The following is a 17,754-nucleotide window of genomic DNA, read 5'->3' on the forward strand; positions in this document are numbered from 1 at the left end:
GGTGGTGAACAGGGATCCCCTGGAGGAGGAGTTCCGCGACTTCGTCGCGGCCCGCTCCGGCGCCCTGCTGCGCACCGCCTATTTGCTGAGCGGGGACTGGGCCACCGCCGAGGACCTGTTGCAGACCGCGTTGACCAAGACGTACCTGGCCTGGAAGCGGCTCGGCGGGATCGAGGCGATCGAGCCGTACGCCCGCCGCGTCATGATCAATACTTCGACCAGCTGGTGGCGGCGGCGCTGGCACGGTGAACGCCCCACCGACGTGCTGCCGGAGCGGGCCGGGATCGACGAGATCGAGCAGCAGCTCGACCGGGACCTGCTCTGGCGTCACCTGAGCGCGCTGCCCAGCCGGCAGCGGGCGGTGCTCGTGCTGCGCTTCTACGAGGACATGTCCGAGGCACAGACCGCCGCGCTGCTCGGCATCTCGCCGGGCACGGTCAAGAGCCAGACGTCGCGCGCCCTGGGCACCCTGCGCCGCCGGATGGGCGCCGAGGCCGTCCTCGACCTGCCGGCCGGGGCCGACCCCACCCGGGCCCTACCCCGGGCCGACGGCACCGACCGCCCCACCCCCGCCCGCGACGGCACCGACCGCCCCACCCCCGCCCGCGACGGCGCCGACCGTCCCGCTCCCGTTCGCGGCGGCGCGCCGGTCCGCCCGTCGACGGCCTACGGGGCACCGACGATGGTGGTGGGCGAGGACGCGGCGGCCGTGGTCGCGGCGACGAACGCCCCGTCGCCCCTCGTCGTGCCGGCCAAGGCGGGCAGTCCGGACGGCACCACCACCGCCCCCGGCCGGTCGGCAGGCACCATCGCCCCGGGCAGGTCGGCAGGCACCACCGCCCCGGGCAGGTCGGGAGGCGTCACGGCCCCGGGCGGCGCCGCGACCGGACTTCCGGCGCAGCCGGCCGCCGTTGCTCCGGCGTCGGACGCCGGGCGTGCCACGTCGGCCGCCGAACTGACCGAGGAGTCGGCGGGCGATCCGGTGCCCGTCGCCTCGGGGGCGCGGGCCGGGGCCGGGGCGGGGTCGCGTACCGCCGCCCGTGACGAGCAGCGCGGCCGGCAGGCCGCCCTCCCGGCCGGCTCCGGAGAGCACCGGTGAGCCGTCCAGTCGGTCGTGGTGACAACCGGACCGAAGGCCCGACGCGTCCATTCGCCGTGACCGAGGACGAGCTGGCGCAGGCGCTACGGGAGACGTTCGCCCGTCGGGTGTCCGTCGCGCGTCCGCTCGTCGCCGATCCGGCAGGACTGGCGATCCGGCGGGCCGACCGGTCCCGGCGCCGGCGGACGTTGACCGGGATCGCCCTCGCCGCGGTGGCCACCGTGACGGTAAGCGCCGGAATGGCCCAGCTCGGGCAGCAGCCCGGGCGGCCCACGCATCCCACCGTGGTGCTCGGTGACCCGTACGCCTCGCCGTTGCCGGACCCGACCTCGCAGCCGTCGGCCGCCCCGGGGGCCGACCTGGGGCGGGGCGAGGTGGACCTCATCCTCAACGACGTGCTGGTCACCGCCGGCGGGCAGCGGCTCGCCCTGCCCGACGTGGGCACGGCCGCCGAGCGTGCCCAGCGGCTCCCCGACCGGGCCGGCTGGGCGGTGGTGGGCGCGCCGACGGCGGCCGGCCGGTCGCTGTGGATCGTGCTGTCGAACGGCACGGCACACCTGCTCCTGGCCGGGGCGCGGGACATCGTCCTCAGCCCCGACGGGCGGCAGGTCGCCTGGCGGGAGGGGACGGACCTGGTCGTCGCGGGCATCGTCGGCACCCAGGTCGTCGCCGCCGCCCGCACCCCGGCGTCGCCCGACGCGGTGCCGGTCGCCTTCGCCGGGGACACGGTCCTGGTCCGCCTCGCCCCCGACCGGCCCGGTCACGCCCTGTGGCGCCCGGCGGCGGGTCCGCCGCGCGGCGCGGGCGACGCCGCCCTGCACGTCTACGGCACCCGCCCCGACGGGCTGGCGGTCGCGCTGGTGTCCGCCGGCACTCCCCGCCGGCCCTGTGTCGCCCTGCTCGACCCGGCCCGGGACCTCGCACCGGTACGGACCGGATGCGGGCCGACGCTGACCGGCGACGGATCCGGCGGGGTGTCCGCCGACGGGCGGTGGCTCCTGGTCAACGGCAAGGCGGGCCGGCAGGACCGCGCGCTGCTGGTCGACCTGGACCAGCCCGCCGCCGCACCGGCGACCCGCCCGGCCGGTCCGCCCGTGGCCGGGCCGGTGGCGTGGACGCCGCAGGGGACGGCCCACTATCCGGCCGCGGACGGCGCCCTGGTGCGCGTCGAGGTGAGCCGCGTGCTCGACGGCGAGATGGCCGTGTCCGTGCCCGTCACCGGCCTGCCCGCCGGAGAACGCGCGGTGCCGGTGGGCGGCGACCGCCGTCCCTGACCGCGCCCGCGCGCCGGGGGCGGGCCGCTGGCCGGTAGCGTCGGGCCGATGAGCGCGGTACCGCGGATCGACCTGCACACCCACTCCACCGCCAGCGACGGCACGCTCAGCCCGGCCGAGCTGGTGCGGGCGGCGGCGGAGTCGGGGCTGGACGTCGTGGCGATCACCGACCATGACACCACGGCCGGTTGGGCGCCGGCCCTGGCGGCGCTGCCGGCCGGGCTCAGCCTGGTCCGGGGCGCGGAGCTCTCCTGCCGGTGGTACGGCGAGGAGCCCGCGCTGCCGCTGCACCTGCTGGCGTACCTCTTCGATCCGGACGCCCCGGAACTCGTCGCGGAGCTGGCCCGGGTGCGGGCCGCCCGCGAGGAGCGGGGCGAGCGGATCGTGGCGCTGCTGCGGGCCGACGGGATCGACGTGAGCTGGCCGGAGATCCTGACCGGCGCGGGCGGCGGGACCGTGGGCCGGCCGCACATCGCGCAGGCGCTGATCCGGGCCGGCCTGGTGGCGACCACGACGGAGGCGTTCGGGCCGGACTGGCTGGGCGAGCGCTACCGGCTGCCCAAGGAGGACATCGACGTCTTCCGCGCGGTCCGGCTCGTCCGCGCGGCGGGCGGTGTGCCGGTCTTCGCCCACCCCCGGGCCACCCGGCGGGGGCGGATCGCGCCAGACGAGCTGATCGCCGACCTGGCCGCGATCGGGTTGGCGGGGCTGGAGGTCGACCACGAGGACCACTCCCCGGCGGAGCGGGCGCACGTGCGGGCCCTGGCCGGCGAGCTGGGCCTGCTGGTGACCGGCTCGTCGGACTTCCACGGCACCCACAAGACCGTCCGGCTCGGCGCGTTCACCACCGATCCCGGGGCGTACGAGCGGATCGTCGCCGAGGCGGGCGGAGTGACCGAGGTCGCTTCCGGCTGATCCGTGTTTCCGCCTCCGGCGGCGCGGCTACGTTGATCACGTGGATGCCAAGCTGTTCGGCGAGGTCTTCGTGACCCTGCTGGTGATCGTCGACCCGCCGGGCATGATGCCCATCTTCCTGGCGCTGACCGGACCCCTGACGGCGCGGGACCGTAACCGGGCCGCCTGGCAGGCCGTAGCCCTGGCGCTGGGCGTGATCGTGATCTTCGCGGTGGCGGGGCAGACGCTGCTCGACTACCTGCATGTGGACCTGCCGGCGTTGCAGGCCGCCGGTGGCCTGCTGCTCATCCTGGTGGCCTTGGAGCTGCTGACCGGCAAGGCCGACGACCCGAGCCAGCAGGTCACCTCGAACATCGCCCTGGTGCCGCTGGGTACGCCGCTGCTGGCCGGCCCCGGCGCCATCGTGGCCACCATGCTCTTCGTCCAGCAGGCCGACGGCGGGGCGGACGTCACGGCCATCGCCGCCGCGATCGTGGCCGTGATGGCCACCGTCTGGATCGTGCTGCGGTTCTCCGGCGGGATCGTCAAGATCCTGCGTCCCGGCGGGATCGAGGTGCTGACCCGGATCGCCGGCCTGCTGCTGGCCGCGATCGCGGTGCAGCTCATCGCGGACGCGGTGGCCGCGTTCGTGACCCAGTACGCCGACATGACCTGACCGGCGGCCGGGTCTGTCGGGGGTGGATGGCAGGATCGCGGTGTGCGACGAGCCTCTTCAGCGGGACGGTCCTCCACCGGCGGCGGCCGGGCGCCCCGGCCGCGCGGCGACCAGCCCGAGCAGCTCGGCTTCGAGGGCATGCCGGAACGGCTCTTCGTCTGCACGCCGAGCAAGCTCGGCGCCTACGCCGACTGCCCCCGGCGCTACCGCTACTCCTACGTCGACCGTCCGGCCCCGCAGAAGGGCCCGCCGTGGGCGCACAACTCCCTCGGCGCGAGCGTGCACACCGCCCTGAAGAACTGGTACGCGCTGAGCCCCGAGCGGCGCCGGCCGGAGGCGCTCGCCGCGTTGCTCAAGGGCACCTGGGTGCGCGAGGGCTACCGTGACGACGAGCAGGAGCGCGCCGCCTACCGGCGGGCCCTGGGCTGGCTGGAGTCCTACGTCGAGACCCTGGAGCCCGGGGCCGACCCGCTCGGCGTGGAGCGGGTGGTGGCGGTCAAGACGGCGGTGCTCGCCTTCAACGGCCGGGCCGACCGGATCGACTCCCGCCCCGGGCCCGACGGCCCGGAGCTGGTGATCGTCGACTACAAGACGGGCCGCACGGGGCTGGACGCCGACGACGCGCGCGGCTCGCAGGCGCTGGCGCTCTACGCGTACGCCGCCGAGCGGGTGTTCCGCCGGCCGTGCCGCCGGGTGGAGCTGCACCACCTGCCGACCGGCACGGTGGCCGCCCACGAGCACACCGTGGAGTCGTTGGCCCGGCAGCTCACCCGGGCGGAGGAGACCGCCCGCGACATCATGGCCGCCGAGCGGGCGGTCGCCGACGGCGAGGACCCCGACGAGGCGTTCCCGACCACGCCGGGCCCCCGCTGCGGCTGGTGCGACTACCGGCGCACCTGCCCCGTGGGGGCGCAGGCGCCGGGTAAGGAGCCGTGGGCGGCCGTCGAGCGCGCCGCCGACCCGGTGGTCGCGCCCGCGACCGACCCGGCGTCCGGCACGGACTGACCACCCCCGAAGGCCCCCGGCAAGGGCTGACCACCCCCGAAGGCACGGTCGCCCTGCCGGCGGCACGGTGCCGGCCCGGGTCGCACAGGGCGCCCACCGGGCAGCCGGTTCGGCCGTGGGATCAGGCCGGCGTGCCGGCGAGCCGGGCGGCGCGTTCCTTGGCGGCCTGCTGCAACGGCCCCTCCCGCCACCGGCGGGGCAACGTGGCGAGGGTCAGCCGCAGCGCCCGGACGCTCAGGTCGGCGGAGAGCGCGGTCGTGGGCAGGCCAAGCCCGCCGTACATCCGTCGGGCCCAGGCCGGCAGCAGCGCGAGCGCCGTGCCGGCGATGCCGAAGTACGCCCAGCGGGGCGGCCCGAGGTTGAGCCCGATCCGGGCGGGCAGGCTGAGCTTCCACGGGATCGGCGGCGCGGTGAGGAAGAGCGCCGTCTCGGCCGCCTCGCGGGTCATCCGCAGCTCCGGGCGGATCCGCCGGTAGTAGTCGGCCACCTCGGCGGCGGTGCCCGGCACCGTCGCCGGGTCCAGGCCGACCAGGGCGGCGGAGCGCCGCTGCTCGGTGTAGTAGCCGTCGATCTCGTCGGCGGTCAACGGCAGCCCGGCCCGGCGGGCCGTGTCGAGGAACGATTCGACCTCGGTGACGTGCACCCAGCGCAGCAGCTCGGGATCGTCGACCCGGAACTCCTCCCCGGTGAACAGGTCGGTGGCCCGCAGGCGGGCGTGCCGGCGGCGTACCCGGAGCCCGGCGGCCTCCGCCTCGGCGGTGGTGCCGTAGATGGTGGTGCCGACGTAGGTGGCGGTACGCACCAGGCGGCCCCAGGCGTCGGAGCGGTAGTTGCTGTTCTGTGCGACCCCGGCCATGGCCCGGGGATGCAACGACTGGAGGTAGAGCGAACGCAGGCCGGCGACGATCAGGATCGGCTCCTCGTGCACCTTCCACGTGACCGAACCCGGACCGAAGAGGCCGAGGTCATCGGAGTCCACCGACCAAGGGTGCCACGTGCTGCCGCCGTGCGCCGCGTGGAGAGCGGTCGGCCGTCAGTCGCCGGCGGAGCGGCGGGCCTGGCAGGTGGGGCAGAGGCCCCAGAACGTCACTTCCGCCTCGTCGACCTCGAACCCGTGGGCGATGTCCGGGTCGAGGCAGGGCGCGCTGCCGACCGCGCAGTCGATGTCGGCGATCTCGCCGCAGCCCCGGCAGACGACGTGGTGGTGGTTGTCGCCGGCACGGGCCTCGTAGCGGGCGGGGCTGCCGGCCGGCTCGATGCGGCGGGACAGCCCGGCGCGCGACAGCGCGCCCAGCACGTCGTAGACCGCCTGGGTGGAGACCGAGTCGATGCGCTCGCGCACCTGGCGGGTGATCTCGTCGACCTCGAGGTGGCCGCCGGCGGCCAGCACGTCGAGCACGGCGAGACGCGGCCGGGTGACCCGCAGGCCCCTCGACCGGAGCAGTTCCTCGCCACCGGGCATGCGCCAATGACAGCACGCGGGTCGGGGACCGACAAGCGGCCTCCGGTGCAGGGTGGCGCCGGCCACAACCCGGTCGCACGAGCCGGCCGCCACGTCGGCGGGATCCTCGCCGGGGAACGGTGAACCGGACCGGTTCCGGGCGCGTGTTCCCGGTCGAGATTGACTGGGCGGGTCGACCGGCGCACCGTACGCTGGCCCCGCGATTGCGTACGCCGGAGGTGTGGATGTTCAAGGAGATCCTGGGTCTGCCGGCCCACGTGCTGGTGGTGCACGCGGTCGTCGTGCTCGTGCCGCTGCTGGCCCTGCTCTCCGCCGCGTACGTGGCGTTGCCCCGGTTCCGGGCGCGGCTGGACTGGGCGGTGGCGATCCTCGCCGTGGTGGCGCCCGTGTCGGCCTTCGTCGCCGTCGAGTCGGGGGAGGAACTGACGGACGCGTTCCTCGCCCGGGGCATGCAGGGCCCGATCGTGGAGCAGATCTTCGCGCACTCCCGCTACGGCGACATCCTGTTCCGCTGGGTGCTGCCGCTGGCCGTGGCGTCGCTGCTGCTGCTGTTCGTGACGAGCGGGCACCGGCGGGTGCCGAAGCTGCCGTCCTGGGTGACCCCGGTGCTCTCGGTCGTGGTGGTGGCGCTCGGCGTCGTCAGCCTCGTCTACGTCTACCTGACCGGGCACTCCGGGGCCGAGACCGTCTGGGGCAACACCCTCTGACGTCCCGCCGGCCGCGTCGGGCCCACGGGCGGCGCGGGCGCGACCGGGCCGAGGTCAGAACACGAGCCGGGTGCAGAGCACGCAGACGAGGACCACCAGCACCACGGCGGCCACCGTGCCCAGGCCGTACGTGAGTCGTTGCGCCCGCTGCTCCGCGGCGTCGAGTTCCGCCATGTCCTGCGCCGGCAGTCGCCGGGGCGGTGGCGGTCGCAGGTGCACCGGTGGGCGCCACCCGGCCGGTGGCGGGGTGGTCGCGGGCGGGCCCGCGTAGCCGCTCCCACGCGCCGGGGGCGGCGTGGCCGGCCCCGGCGGCGCGCCCGTGGGCCGCTCGGGCGAGCCGTCGGGCCGTCGCCAGTAGTCGTCCGGGGCGCCGCCGGAGGTGGGGGTCGTCACGCCGTCCGACGCTACCAACGCCCCGGCCCGGCGGTCGGCCGGACGCGGCGGCCCGGCGGTTCGTCGGCGCTCCCGCCGGTGGTGGCTGCGCTAGTCTTGCCGCTCGTGAGCATCACCGAGGATCCGGGCACGCCGGCGGTACGCGGCGACGACGACCGCGCCGTCGACCTCAGCGACGACTTCGTGGTGCTGCCCGAGCAGACCGCCGACGACACCGACCGGGGCTGGGGCGAGCGCTCGGGCGGCAACGACGACTGGCTGCTCGCGGAGCGCCCCCCGCACTGGGACTGAGCGGCTCACCGCCGCCCGGGTGGACGACCGCCGGCGCCCTGTCGAGGACCGCGCCCGGCTGTGGACGAGCGCGGCCGGCCCGGGGACCGGGCCCACGGTTCGAGGGCCGGCCCCCGGGCCGGGGCGGCGTGGGTCAGGAGGAGCTGGCGCTGCTGGCGGCCGGGGCCTTGCCCCCGCCGCCGGTGGAGCCGCCCGAGCCCGACGACGGGGGCGATCCCGACGACGAGGACGAGGAACCGGCGGACGAGCCCGACGACGAGGACCCGCCGGACGAGCCGGAGTCACCGCCGGAGGACGAGTCGGACTTCGCCGGCTTGGCGGCGGCGCCGCTCTTCGCGCTGTCCGAGCCGGACGAGCGCGAGTCCGTGCGGTAGAAGCCCGATCCCTTGAACACGATGCCGACGGAGTTGAAGACCTTCCGCAGCCGCCCCTCACACGCCGGGCACTCGGTCAGCGGTGCGTCGGAGAAGGACTGCACCGCCTCGAGCTGGTGGCCGCACGCGGTGCAGGCGTACTGGTACGTGGGCACGTTCTCCTCCGGATCTGGCCACGGCCGGTTGGCACTCGACGTATTCGAGTGCCAATGGTGCGTCATCGCCCCCGGATTCGTCCAGCGGAAGTGTGGGGCGCGACACCCGCCACGCCCCCCGGGGCGACGTCCAGCGTACGCAGGCCGTCGGCGGGCGTGACGACCGCGCGTACCGGGCGGTCGTGCGGCTCGGCGGGAAGCGCCTCCACCAGCTCGCCGTCGTGCAGTGGGACCACGGTCAGGGCGGTCGCCGGCACCCGGGCCAGCGCCCGGTCGTACGAGCCGCCGCCCCGGCCCAGCCGCAGCCCCCGGCGGTCCACCGCCAGCGCGGGCAGCACCACGAGCTGCGCCCCGGCGACCGCCGCCCGGCCCAGCCGCGGCCCGGCCGGCTCGCGCATGCCCCGCCCGGCGGCCACCAGCCCGGCCGGCCCGCTCCAGGCCGCCCAGTCCAGGTCGAGGTCGTCGCGGAGCACCGGCAGCAGCAACTCCCCGCCCGGCGGCAGCGCCGCGTGCAGCACCGCCGGCAGGTCGGGTCCGCCCGGCTCGGAGCCGACCGGCACGTACGCCGTCATCCGCAGCGGGCGCAGCCGGCGTACGAGAGCCACCAGCTCGGCCTGCACGCGCCCGGCGGCGTCGGCCCGGCGCGGCACGCTCAGCGCCCGGCGGCGGGCGAGCACGGCGGCGCGCACATCCCGCTTCGCCTCTTGCGCTCCATCAGAAAAATCGGGCACGCAACACTCCTGACGCAACGTTTGTCGCCTGGTGGCTCTGTGTCAGCATCGCAAGCAACGGCGGCGTAACTTCCGGGGGGACCGAGTGACGCTACGCGGGCGGTTGACCACAGCCTTCCTGGCGGTGGCGCTCGGCCCGGTGGTGCTCGGGGTGATGTTCGTCGGGGCGACCGTGGCGGCGGTCGACTCGAGCCGCTCCACCGAGCGGCTCGCGGTGGCCGCCGCGACCGTGCGCACCTCCGTCGACGCCCTCTGCCAGCAGTTGCGGGCCGCCGCCGACGCGGTCGCCCTGGCCGGCGACCGGCCGGCCGCCGCGAGCCAGGTGGTCCGCCGTGGCCTGGCCGCCGCCGTGCGGGTCGCCGACGTCACCGGCCGGGTCACCTACGCCAGCCCCGGCGGCCCCGCAGGGCCCTGGCAGGACTGCGCCGACCCGCCGACCGCCGGGCCGGTGCGGGCGCTCGCGGCCCGGGCCGACCTGCGCGACCGGGCCGGCGGGCCGCTCGGCACGGTCACCGCCGCGCAGCCGGTCGACCCGGCCTTCGTGGCGCGCCTCGCGGCCGTGACGGGGGTGGCGGTCACCCTGATCGACGACGGCCCGGCACCCGTCCGGCTCGCCCACAGCACCGAGTCGACCGGCGTACGCGACGCCGTGCTCGCCGCCGCCGACACGCTGCACGGCGAGCGCGTCACCGAGACCCCCGACGGCCGGTACGTCCGCCTGGTCGGCCCGTCCTCCGGGCAGCCCCTGCCACTGGTGCTCTCCGTCCCCAGCGAACGACCACGCGGCCTGTACGTCGCACTGGGCTCGGCGGTGCTGGTGGCGACCCTGCTGGCCGTGGTGGCCGCCTGGCGGCTGGCCCGGGTCACGACCCGCCCGCTGGTCGAGCTGGCGGGCGCGGTGGACCGGGTGGCGCGCGGCGACCTGACCGCCCGGGTGCCGGTACGCAGCCGGGACGAGATCGGCCGGCTGGCCGGCGCGTTCAACCGGATGACCCGCGAGACGGGCACCTACGTGGCGGCGCTGACCAGCAGCCGCGACCAGTTGCGCGGGCACCTCGCGGTGCTGGGGGACACCCTGGCCAGCACCCACGACCTGCAACGCATCCTGCGGGTGATCCTGCACAGCGCGATCGCGGCGACCGGCGCCCGGGCCGGGGCGGTGCTGCTGGTCGACGACGGCGGGGTGCTCGTCGCGCAGTGCACCGAGGGGCTGGACGAGCCCGACCCGGCGGACGAATCCTCGGGGCCGTTGCGGGTGCCGCTGGGCAGCGGTGTGGTGGGCGCCGTCGCGGCGACCGGGGAGCCGCGCCGGGGGCGGGTGGAGCCCTCCGTCGCGCCGCCGGGGGAGCCACGCTGCCGGACGTACATCGCGGTGCCGTTCGCGGCCCCCGGCACGACGGGGCCGCCCGACGGCACCGCCCGCGACGGGCCCGCCCCGCGCCCCGGGGCGGATCCGGCCGCCCCCGCCGGGGCGCTCGGTGTGCTGGCCCTCTACGACCGGCTCGGCGCGGACGAGTTCGACGACGACGACCTCGTCACCCTGCGCACCTTCGCCGGCCACGCCGCGGTGGCGGTGGACAACGTCCGGGTGCACGAGGAGGCGCAGCGGCTCTCCCTGACCGACCCGCTCACCGGGCTGTGGAACTACCGCTACCTGAAGGAGTCGATCCGCCGGGAGGTCGAGCGGGCGAGCCGGTTCGGCCGGATGCTCAGCGTCCTCGCCCTCGACCTGGACCGGTTCAAGGACGTCAACGACACGTACGGGCACGCGGCCGGGGACGCCGTGCTGGCCGAGTTCGCCCGCCGGGTGCGCGGGGAGATCCGCGAGGTCGACCTCGCCTTCCGGCAGGGCGGCGAGGAGTTCGTGCTGCTGCTGCCGGAGACCGACGCCCGGGGCGCGGCGATCGTCGCGGAGCGGCTCGGCGCGGCGGTCCGGGACACCCCGATCACCGCCGACGGGCACGGCGGGGCGGCCGTGGCCATCGGCGTCACCGTCTCCGTCGGCATCGCCGTGCACCCCGACCACGGCAGCACCGGCCAGCAGGTGCTGGACGCCGCCGACGACGCCCTCTACGCCGCCAAGGCGGCCGGCCGGGACACCTGGCGCATCGCCGAGGAGCGGGCCGGACCCCCGACGCGGGAGATCCCCGTCCCGGCCACGGCGGCCACCCCCGAGGACAGTCTGCCGCGCGCCGGCGCTCCCCGCCAGCCGGTGCGGGCCCACCCCGAAGTGGCCGATCCGACCGACGCCACCCCGGGGAGCGTGCCGGCCGCGACCGACCCGGTGCGGCCGGGTCCCTGCGGCGGCGCGTCTTCCGGTCCTCACCCTCCACGACAGAGCCGTGGCCGATAGTCTCGCGACATGTCGGAGCACTCAGCGAACCCCTCATCGGCGACCGCCGCAACCGGTCGCTCCCGCGCGGTCAAGGCCGTCATCCCGGCCGCCGGTCTGGCCACCCGGTTCCTGCCGGCCACGAAGGCGGTGCCCAAGGAGCTGCTCCCGGTGGTCGACCGGCCGGTGCTGCAGTACATCGTCGAGGAGGCCACCCAGGCCGGCATCGGCGACGTCCTGCTGATCACCGGGCGGGGCAAGACGTCGATGGTGGACCACTTCGACCGCCGCCCCGACCTGGAGGCGCGGCTGGAGGCGAAGGGCGACGCCGAGCGGCTGGCCGCCGTGCGCGGCCCCAGCGAGCTGGCCGAGATCTACACCTGCCGGCAGCCCGAGCAGCTCGGCCTGGGCCACGCCGTCGGCTACGCCGAGTCGCACGTCGGCGACCAGCCCTTCGCGGTGCTGCTGGGCGACGAGTTCGTCAAGCCGGCCGAGCCGCTGCTGCCGGCAATGCTGGAGCTCCAGGCGCGCACCGGCGGCGTGGTGCTGGCCTTCTTCGAGGTCGACCCGGCCGAGACGAAGCGCTACGGCATCGCCTCGGTGGAGCCGGCGGAGGCGGAGCTGACAGACATCGGCGAGGTCGTCCGGGTCACCGGCATGGTGGAGAAGCCCAAGCCGGAGGACGCGCCCAGCAACCTCGCGGTGCTGGGCCGCTACGTGCTGCCGAGCAGCATCTTCGACGCGATCCGGCGGACGGAGCCGGGCAGCGGCGGGGAGATCCAGCTGACCGACGCCATGGAGCTGCTGCGCAGCGAGGGCACCCCGGTGCACGCGATCGTCTACCGGGGCACCCGCTACGACACCGGCATGCCGCTGGGCTACCTCCAGACCGTGGTGCAGATCGCCGCCGAGCGCGACGACCTCGGCGCGGAGTTCCGCAAGTGGCTGGCCGAGTTCGTCAACTCCGACGCGTCGGGCGTGACTGGTACATGACAGCGTCGGCCGACGCCGAGGCGGCCGCGAACGAGTTGACGCCGCTCGCCGACTACCTGGGCAGCGTGCTGCGCAGGTTACGCGCGCTGCCTCCGCTCGACCTCGACCTCACCCAGGCGCACGGCAACGTCCTCGCCGAGGACGTCGTCGCGCCGCACTCCTTCCCGGCCTTCGACCAGTCGGCCGTGGACGGGTACGCGGCCCGCTGGGAGGACATCTCCGGAGGCGGTCGGGGCGTGGGCTACGTCCCGACCCAGTCCGGCGGGCCGGGCGGGCGCAACGTCCGGCTCAACGTCGTCGGCGACCTCGGCGCGGCGAGCTGGCGGCCGGTCCGGCTCACCCCGGGCGCCTGCTTCTCCGTCGCCGCCGGGGCGCCGCTGCCGCTCGCCGCGGACGTGGTCGTCCCGGTCGAGTGGACCGACCAGGGCATGGCCGCCGTGGAGATCTTCCGCGTGCCCAAACGGGGCTACGGGGTGCGCCGGGCCGGCGAGGAACTGCCCGCCGGCACCCTGCTGGCCCGGGCCGGCACCTACGTGTCGCCGGCGCTGGTGGCGGTCTTCGCCGCCACCGGCATCGGGCACGTCGTGGTCCGGCCCAGCCCCCGCGTGGTGATCGTGGCCACCGGCGACGAGCTGGTCGACGTGGGCCGGGGCAGCCAGCCCGGCCAGACGGTCGACGCCAACTCGCACGCGTTGACCGCCGCCGCGGCCGAGGTGGGCGCCCTGGCGTACCGGGTGGGCATCTGCGACGACGATCCGGAGGGGCTGCGCGGGCTGCTGGAGGACCAGACGCTGCGCGCCGACCTGATCATCACCACGGGTGGGACCGGCACCGGGCCGGGCGACATGGTGCGACGGATCCTCTCCCGGCGGGAGGGCAGCCGGGCCGGCCCGGTCACCTTCACCGAGGTCGCGCTCTACCCCGGCACCTCGCTCGGTTTCGGCACGGTCGGCGCCGAGGAGGTGCCGGTGGTCTGCCTGCCCGGCGACACGGGCTCCGCCCTGATCGGGTTCGAGGTGCTGGCCCGCCCGGCGATCAACCTGCTGGCCGGGGCGGAACCGGTGTTCCGGCCCAGCGTCCGCGCCCACCTGCTGGAGACGATCTCGTCCCCGGTGGGGCTGCGCGAGTTCCGCCCCGCGCACGTCGCCGAGCGGCGCGGCGGCGGCTACACGGTGCAGCCGCTCAACGGTGGCCCGTACACCCTCTCCGGGCTGGCCGAGGCGAACGGGCTGATGGTGCTCGGCGAGCGGGTGACCAGCGCGGCCGCCGGGTCCACCGTGGACGTCCTCCTGCTGGACCGGCGCCGGTGAGCGCGAGGAGTGAGCTTGCGAGCCCCGCAGTCGCGAACGGAAGGTCAGCTCGGTGAGCGCGAGGAGTGAGCTTGCGAGCCCCGCAGTCGCGAACGGAAGGTCAGCTCGGTGAGCGCGGTCCGGGCTTCGGTTTCGTCGGTCGTGAGCGGAAGGTCTGTTCCGTGAGTCTGTTCGGGGTCGGGCGGGCGCCGGGGTGGCCGGCGGTGCTGGCCGACGGGCCGGTGCTGCTGCGGCCCTACCGGCGTTCGGACGCCGCCGCCTGGTCCGAGGTGCGCCGCGCCAACCGGGAGTGGCTCGCGCCGTGGGAGTCGTCCGTGCCGGGGAACTGGCACGAGCTGAACTCGCCGGCCGCGTTCCGCTGGGTGTACCGCGACCAGCGCCGGTCGGCGCGTACCGGCGAGGGGATGCCGTTCGCCGTCTGCCTGCGCGAGGACGGCCGGGATCGGCTGGTCGGCCACCTCAACGTGGGCAGCATCGTGCGGCGGGCGTTCTGCTCGGCGTACGTGGGCTACTGGGTGGACTCCCGGGTGGCCGGTCGCGGCGTCATCCCCACCGCGCTGGCGCTCGCGGTCGACCACGCGTTCGGCGTGGGCGGGCTGCACCGGGTCGAGGTGAACATCCGCCCCGAGAACCGGCCGTCCCGGCGGGTGGTGGAGAAGCTGGGCTTCCGCGAGGAGTCGTACCACGTGCGCTACATGCACATCGACGGTGCGTGGCGGGACCATATCGGATACGCGATGACCAGCGAGGAGGTCGCCGCCGAGGGTGGGCTGCTGGCCCGCTGGCACCGGCTGCGCGCCACCACGGGGTGAGGCGTCCCACGCACGGGATCGGCGCGGCGTGTCAGCATCCGCGTCCACGGCCCGTAACCTCAAGTAACTGCAAGCTGTGGCAAGCGCTGCTCCACCCGTACGATCCGCGCACCCGACCACCATCGGTGGAAGATCCTGCGGCCGGGCGGCGGTTGCTCCGAATTCGGTGACGGGAGGGGTGAGGGTGCCGACCTCGGTGCTCCTCGCCGTCCTCGCCGCCGCCGGTCTGCTCGCCCTCGCCCCGGCGCTGGTTCGCCGGTACGACGCCACCGAGCGGCTGGTGGCGGAGCGGGCGCAGTCGACGGCGCGGGTGCTCCAGCGCCGCCGGCGGCGCCGCACTGTGCCGGGGCGCCGCCCGGTGCACCTGCCCCGAAGCCTCGTCATCACCCTCAGTGAGAATGCGAACACGGGCGGGCTCTCCGCGCCGGTCTCCGCGCCCCCCGCCACGCGCCGGTCGAAGCGGCTGCGCGCCGTGCCGCCGGCCCCCCGCAAGGGCCGCCGCCGGCCGCCGCCCCGCCGACAGCACACCCCCGCCGTCTACCGGCGCCGCCGCGTGCTCGCCGCGCTGCTGCTGCTGAACTTCGTCGAGCTCATCGGCGTGATCGTGGTCAGCCCCGGCTTCTGGATCAGTTTCGGGGTCACCGCCGCGCTGCTGGTCGCGTACGTCGTACACCTGCGGCGGCTGGCGCTGGCGGATCGCCGGCGGCGGCGGGCGCAGGCCCGCGAGGCGGCGTGGCTGGCCGCCCGGCAGGCGGAGGTGCGGCGGGAGCAGGCCCGCCGGGCGGCGGCCCGCCGCGAGGCGCAGCGCCGCCTGGCGGCCCAGCGCGAGGTGGTACGCCGTGCCGCGATGGGTCTGGACCGGCCGGCGGACCTGCCGGCGGCGGCCAACGGCGGCTCGGTCTCCTACCGCCGCTCGGGTGGCCTGCGCGGTCGCCCCTACCAGTCCGGCCGGGGCTCCCACTCGGCCTGACCGGCCACGTCTCTCTCTCGCCTGATGCGCCGGTCGTGGCCGGCGGTCGGTCCGGCCCGCCGCGCGTCAGCTCGTGGCCGGCAGGCGGTAGACGGACACGTGCGACCGCGAGTCGGCGGTGAACTCGGCGCCGGACCAGTCCGCATACCGGCTCTCCAGCTCGAACCCGGCCAGCTGACCCATGAGGTCCAGCTCCGCCGGCCAGATGTAGCGGTGCGGCGACCGGAACAGCCGGGCGTGCGTGCTCTCGTCGAACCGGAAGTGGTGCGACACGACCTGCTGGCGCAGCACGTCGTAGGTGTCCAGGCCGATGTACCCCGGCTCGGACGACCAGACCGTCGCCTGCTGGCCCGGCGGGAGCTTGCGCAGCTCCGGCACCCACAACTCGATCACGAACCGGCCGCCCGGGGCGAGGTGGCGGGCGGCGTTGCGGAAGCAGGCCACCTGCTCGGACTGGGCGAGCAGGTTCGAGATCGTGTTGTAGACGAGGTAGACCAGCGAGAACTCGCCCGGGGCGGCGGCGGTCGCCATGTCACCGATCACCACCGGAACGGTCGCCTCGTCCGCCTTCGTCCGCAGCCGCTCCACCATCGGGCGGGACAGTTCGATGCCGGTGACCGGCACCCCGCGCGCGGCGAGCGGGACGGCCACCCGGCCGGTGCCGACGGCGAATTCGAGCGCCGCCCCGCCGCCGGCCAGCTCGGCCAGGCGGTCCACGGTCGGCCCCAGCACCTCGGGGGCGAACATGCCGGTGCCGGGGGTGTCGTAGCGGCGGGCGGTGTCGTCGTTCCAGACGTCTTCCTGTCGCATGCGCCCCACGCTTCCCACCACCGCCCGTGATGTCCACCGACTTTCGCGCCCATCGGCTCCCCCTCCTTGGGGTCCCTCTTCGAGATCTTGGTGGCTGGCGGCCCCCGGAGGGGCCGTTCCCTGCCAAGATCTCGGCGCGCGGGGGGTGGATTCGCGGCGGGGGCGGTGAACCTGTTAGCCTTGGCGCCGGCCCGCCCGGTGAAAGCCGGGTGGGACCGATGCCGGTCCGCCGGCGGAGGGGTTGTGGCGCAGTCCGGTAGCGCACCTCGTTCGCATCGAGGGGGTCAGGGGTTCGAATCCCCTCAACTCCACCCATTTCGAAGGCCGTTTCCGCTCGTCGGAGACGGCCTTTTTTGATCTCGTACGGCAGCGGAGTGCAGCATCAGGGCGCGTAGCCGGGGTCGGCGACGGTCTCGGCGATGCGGGTGAGCCAGTGCAGGTCGTTGGCGCGAGATTCCGGACTGGTTTCGGGGTTGAGGATGCTACGCAGAAATTCGGTGACGTCGTCGAGGTGCCGCTCGCTGCGGTAGTAGCTCAGCAGGGTCTGGTCCGGCTCCAGCGGGCCGTAGCCCCGGCGGAAGAGTTCGGCGCGGTGCGCGTCGATCGGGTGGTCGCCGAAGTCCTGGCTGTGGATGAACATCAGGTCCCGCTCGCGTGGCGCGAGGATCGGCGCGTCCCAGTCCACGACGTGCAGTGGACCGTCGCCGTCAGCGATCAGGTTGCCGGGGTGGATGTCGGCGTGGCAGATGACGTGTCGAGCGTGCGTCACGCGGGAGGCCAGCTCGTCGACCGTCTCCGCCAACCGGTGCAGCGCGGCGCCGTACCGGGCCCAGAAGGCGCCGAGCGTCTCGTGCGCCGCAGCCTCCCCGCCGAGGGTTCGCAGCCGCTCGCCAGCGTTCGACCGGTAGGTCTCGACCGGCAGGACGGCGGCGAGGTCTGCGCTCGGCGTGACGGCGTGCAGCCGACCCAGGAACTCGCCGTACTCAATCCACTGGCGGTCGGTGAGGCCGCGCCGCCACAGGCTGCCGCCGTCGTGGAACGGGTAGAGCAGCAGCTGGTACTCCCCGAACCCGTGACAGGCTCCGCCGTCCGGCAGGTCGATGGGTGCCACGACCTGCCCGACGCCCTGCGCCCTGAGGAACCCGGGCAGCAGGACGGCCGCCCGGGTGAACGTGCCGCGGCGCAGCTTCAGGAAGTATCGCTCGCCGTCGGACGCGTCCACCCGGTACGCCCATGCGTGCCCGTCGAGCCCTACCGGCATGAACACGAGGTCGACGATGGTGACGGCCCAGGCGGCGGCCACCTCAGCCGCCAGGAGCCGTTCGTCGACGCCAGGCCTGTCGATCATCGGCGGAGCGTCGCAGTTGGCAGTCCGGCCGGCAAGGGATTTGCCAGCTGCGGGCGCCCGGGCACCTGGCTGGCCCGTGAGTCGGGTCGGCAAGGCCAGGCCACCTGTCAGCCGCCCG

The 17,754-nt window shown here is 75.5% G+C and carries 19 protein-coding genes, 1 tRNA gene and 1 pseudogene; 14 read left to right on the top strand and 7 right to left on the bottom strand.

The annotated features are described in order from the left end of the window. Positions 1–4 precede the first annotated feature (4 nt). The 5 genes from AC0OO9_RS18095 (at position 5) to AC0OO9_RS18115 (ending at position 4,948) form a co-directional block, all read left to right on the top strand. Positions 5–1,099, top strand: coding sequence for a SigE family RNA polymerase sigma factor (locus AC0OO9_RS18095; RefSeq protein ID WP_484511247.1), 1,095 nt, complete (start codon positions 5–7; stop codon positions 1,097–1,099). Between the two features lie 56 nt (positions 1,100–1,155). After that, the gene (locus AC0OO9_RS18100; RefSeq protein WP_484511248.1) at positions 1,156–2,373 is read left to right on the top strand and encodes a hypothetical protein; all 1,218 of its coding nucleotides are present in this window, start codon (positions 1,156–1,158) and stop codon (positions 2,371–2,373) included. A 48-nt stretch (positions 2,374–2,421) separates the two neighbouring features. Continuing rightward, positions 2,422–3,288, top strand: coding sequence for a PHP domain-containing protein (locus tag AC0OO9_RS18105; protein WP_484511249.1), 867 nt, complete (start codon positions 2,422–2,424; stop codon positions 3,286–3,288). 40 nt (positions 3,289–3,328) lie between these two features. After that, complete coding sequence (locus AC0OO9_RS18110) at positions 3,329–3,943, top strand: MarC family protein (protein WP_484511250.1); 615 nt, start codon at positions 3,329–3,331, stop codon at positions 3,941–3,943. Positions 3,944–4,081: 138 nt separating this feature from the next. Further along, on the top strand, positions 4,082–4,948 hold the full coding sequence (locus tag AC0OO9_RS18115) for a RecB family exonuclease (RefSeq protein WP_484517976.1): 867 nt from the start codon (positions 4,082–4,084) through the stop codon (positions 4,946–4,948). Between the two features lie 121 nt (positions 4,949–5,069). On the opposite strand, the gene AC0OO9_RS18120 is transcribed toward AC0OO9_RS18115, so the two are convergent. After that, complete coding sequence (locus AC0OO9_RS18120) at positions 5,070–5,927, bottom strand: oxygenase MpaB family protein (protein ID WP_311410669.1); 858 nt, start codon at positions 5,925–5,927, stop codon at positions 5,070–5,072. Between the two features lie 54 nt (positions 5,928–5,981). Beyond that, the gene (locus AC0OO9_RS18125) at positions 5,982–6,410 is read right to left on the bottom strand and encodes a Fur family transcriptional regulator (protein WP_484511251.1); all 429 of its coding nucleotides are present in this window, start codon (positions 6,408–6,410) and stop codon (positions 5,982–5,984) included. A 224-nt stretch (positions 6,411–6,634) separates the two neighbouring features. Between AC0OO9_RS18125 and AC0OO9_RS18130 the strand changes: the two genes are divergently transcribed. After that, on the top strand, positions 6,635–7,117 hold the full coding sequence (locus AC0OO9_RS18130) for a DUF2231 domain-containing protein (protein WP_393170261.1): 483 nt from the start codon (positions 6,635–6,637) through the stop codon (positions 7,115–7,117). A gap of 54 nt (positions 7,118–7,171) precedes the next feature. On the opposite strand, the gene AC0OO9_RS18135 is transcribed toward AC0OO9_RS18130, so the two are convergent. Continuing rightward, positions 7,172–7,510 carry a hypothetical protein gene (locus tag AC0OO9_RS18135; protein ID WP_484511252.1) on the bottom strand — a complete coding sequence of 113 codons (339 nt, stop codon included), beginning with the start codon at positions 7,508–7,510 and terminating at the stop codon, positions 7,172–7,174. A gap of 96 nt (positions 7,511–7,606) precedes the next feature. Between AC0OO9_RS18135 and AC0OO9_RS18140 the strand changes: the two genes are divergently transcribed. Further along, the gene (locus AC0OO9_RS18140) at positions 7,607–7,801 is read left to right on the top strand and encodes a hypothetical protein (protein WP_311410673.1); all 195 of its coding nucleotides are present in this window, start codon (positions 7,607–7,609) and stop codon (positions 7,799–7,801) included. A gap of 128 nt (positions 7,802–7,929) precedes the next feature. After that, positions 7,930–8,175 (top strand): hypothetical protein, encoded by a 246-nt coding sequence (locus AC0OO9_RS18145; protein ID WP_484518122.1) that lies wholly within the window; start codon positions 7,930–7,932, stop codon positions 8,173–8,175. A gap of 62 nt (positions 8,176–8,237) precedes the next feature. On the opposite strand, the pseudogene AC0OO9_RS18150 reads toward AC0OO9_RS18145, so the two are convergent. Together AC0OO9_RS18150 and AC0OO9_RS18155 are read right to left on the bottom strand one after the other, a co-directional pair. Beyond that, positions 8,238–8,396 (bottom strand): annotated as a pseudogene (locus tag AC0OO9_RS18150) (FmdB family zinc ribbon protein); the annotation flags it as partial. Further along, entirely contained in the window at positions 8,393–9,061 is a 669-nt protein-coding gene (locus tag AC0OO9_RS18155) for a 5-formyltetrahydrofolate cyclo-ligase (protein WP_484511253.1), read from the bottom strand. The pseudogene AC0OO9_RS18150 and the gene AC0OO9_RS18155, both read right to left, overlap by 4 nt. Before the next feature lie 85 nt (positions 9,062–9,146). Between AC0OO9_RS18155 and AC0OO9_RS18160 the strand changes: the two genes are divergently transcribed. From AC0OO9_RS18160 to sepX, 5 genes are all read left to right on the top strand, one after another. Next, positions 9,147–11,414: a diguanylate cyclase gene (locus AC0OO9_RS18160; protein WP_484511254.1), complete on the top strand. Its 2,268-nt coding sequence runs from the start codon at positions 9,147–9,149 to the stop codon at positions 11,412–11,414. A 9-nt stretch (positions 11,415–11,423) separates the two neighbouring features. Continuing rightward, positions 11,424–12,386 carry a UTP--glucose-1-phosphate uridylyltransferase gene (locus AC0OO9_RS18165; RefSeq protein ID WP_327030423.1) on the top strand — a complete coding sequence of 321 codons (963 nt, stop codon included), beginning with the start codon at positions 11,424–11,426 and terminating at the stop codon, positions 12,384–12,386. After that, positions 12,383–13,696, top strand: coding sequence for a molybdopterin molybdotransferase MoeA (locus AC0OO9_RS18170; RefSeq protein WP_421457153.1), 1,314 nt, complete (start codon positions 12,383–12,385; stop codon positions 13,694–13,696). The genes AC0OO9_RS18165 and AC0OO9_RS18170 overlap by 4 nt, the downstream gene beginning before the upstream one ends. Positions 13,697–13,857: 161 nt before the next feature. After that, positions 13,858–14,508 (top strand): GNAT family N-acetyltransferase, encoded by a 651-nt coding sequence (locus tag AC0OO9_RS18175; RefSeq protein ID WP_484511255.1) that lies wholly within the window; start codon positions 13,858–13,860, stop codon positions 14,506–14,508. Positions 14,509–14,686: 178 nt separating this feature from the next. After that, positions 14,687–15,478 (top strand): divisome protein SepX/GlpR, encoded by a 792-nt coding sequence (gene sepX, locus AC0OO9_RS18180; RefSeq protein WP_484511256.1) that lies wholly within the window; start codon positions 14,687–14,689, stop codon positions 15,476–15,478. A 66-nt stretch (positions 15,479–15,544) separates the two neighbouring features. Here sepX and AC0OO9_RS18185 read toward each other — a convergent pair whose 3' ends face one another. Next, positions 15,545–16,288, bottom strand: coding sequence for a class I SAM-dependent methyltransferase (locus AC0OO9_RS18185; protein ID WP_484511257.1), 744 nt, complete (start codon positions 16,286–16,288; stop codon positions 15,545–15,547). 237 nt (positions 16,289–16,525) lie between these two features. Here AC0OO9_RS18185 and AC0OO9_RS18190 point away from each other — a divergent pair. Continuing rightward, positions 16,526–16,599 (top strand) — tRNA-Ala (locus AC0OO9_RS18190). A gap of 71 nt (positions 16,600–16,670) precedes the next feature. Here the strand turns inward: AC0OO9_RS18190 and AC0OO9_RS18195 are convergent. Further along, entirely contained in the window at positions 16,671–17,636 is a 966-nt protein-coding gene (locus AC0OO9_RS18195) for a phosphotransferase enzyme family protein (RefSeq protein ID WP_484511258.1), read from the bottom strand. Between the last annotated feature and the right edge of the window lie 118 nt (positions 17,637–17,754).

The organism is Micromonospora sp. USAFONa4 (assembly GCF_057197825.1).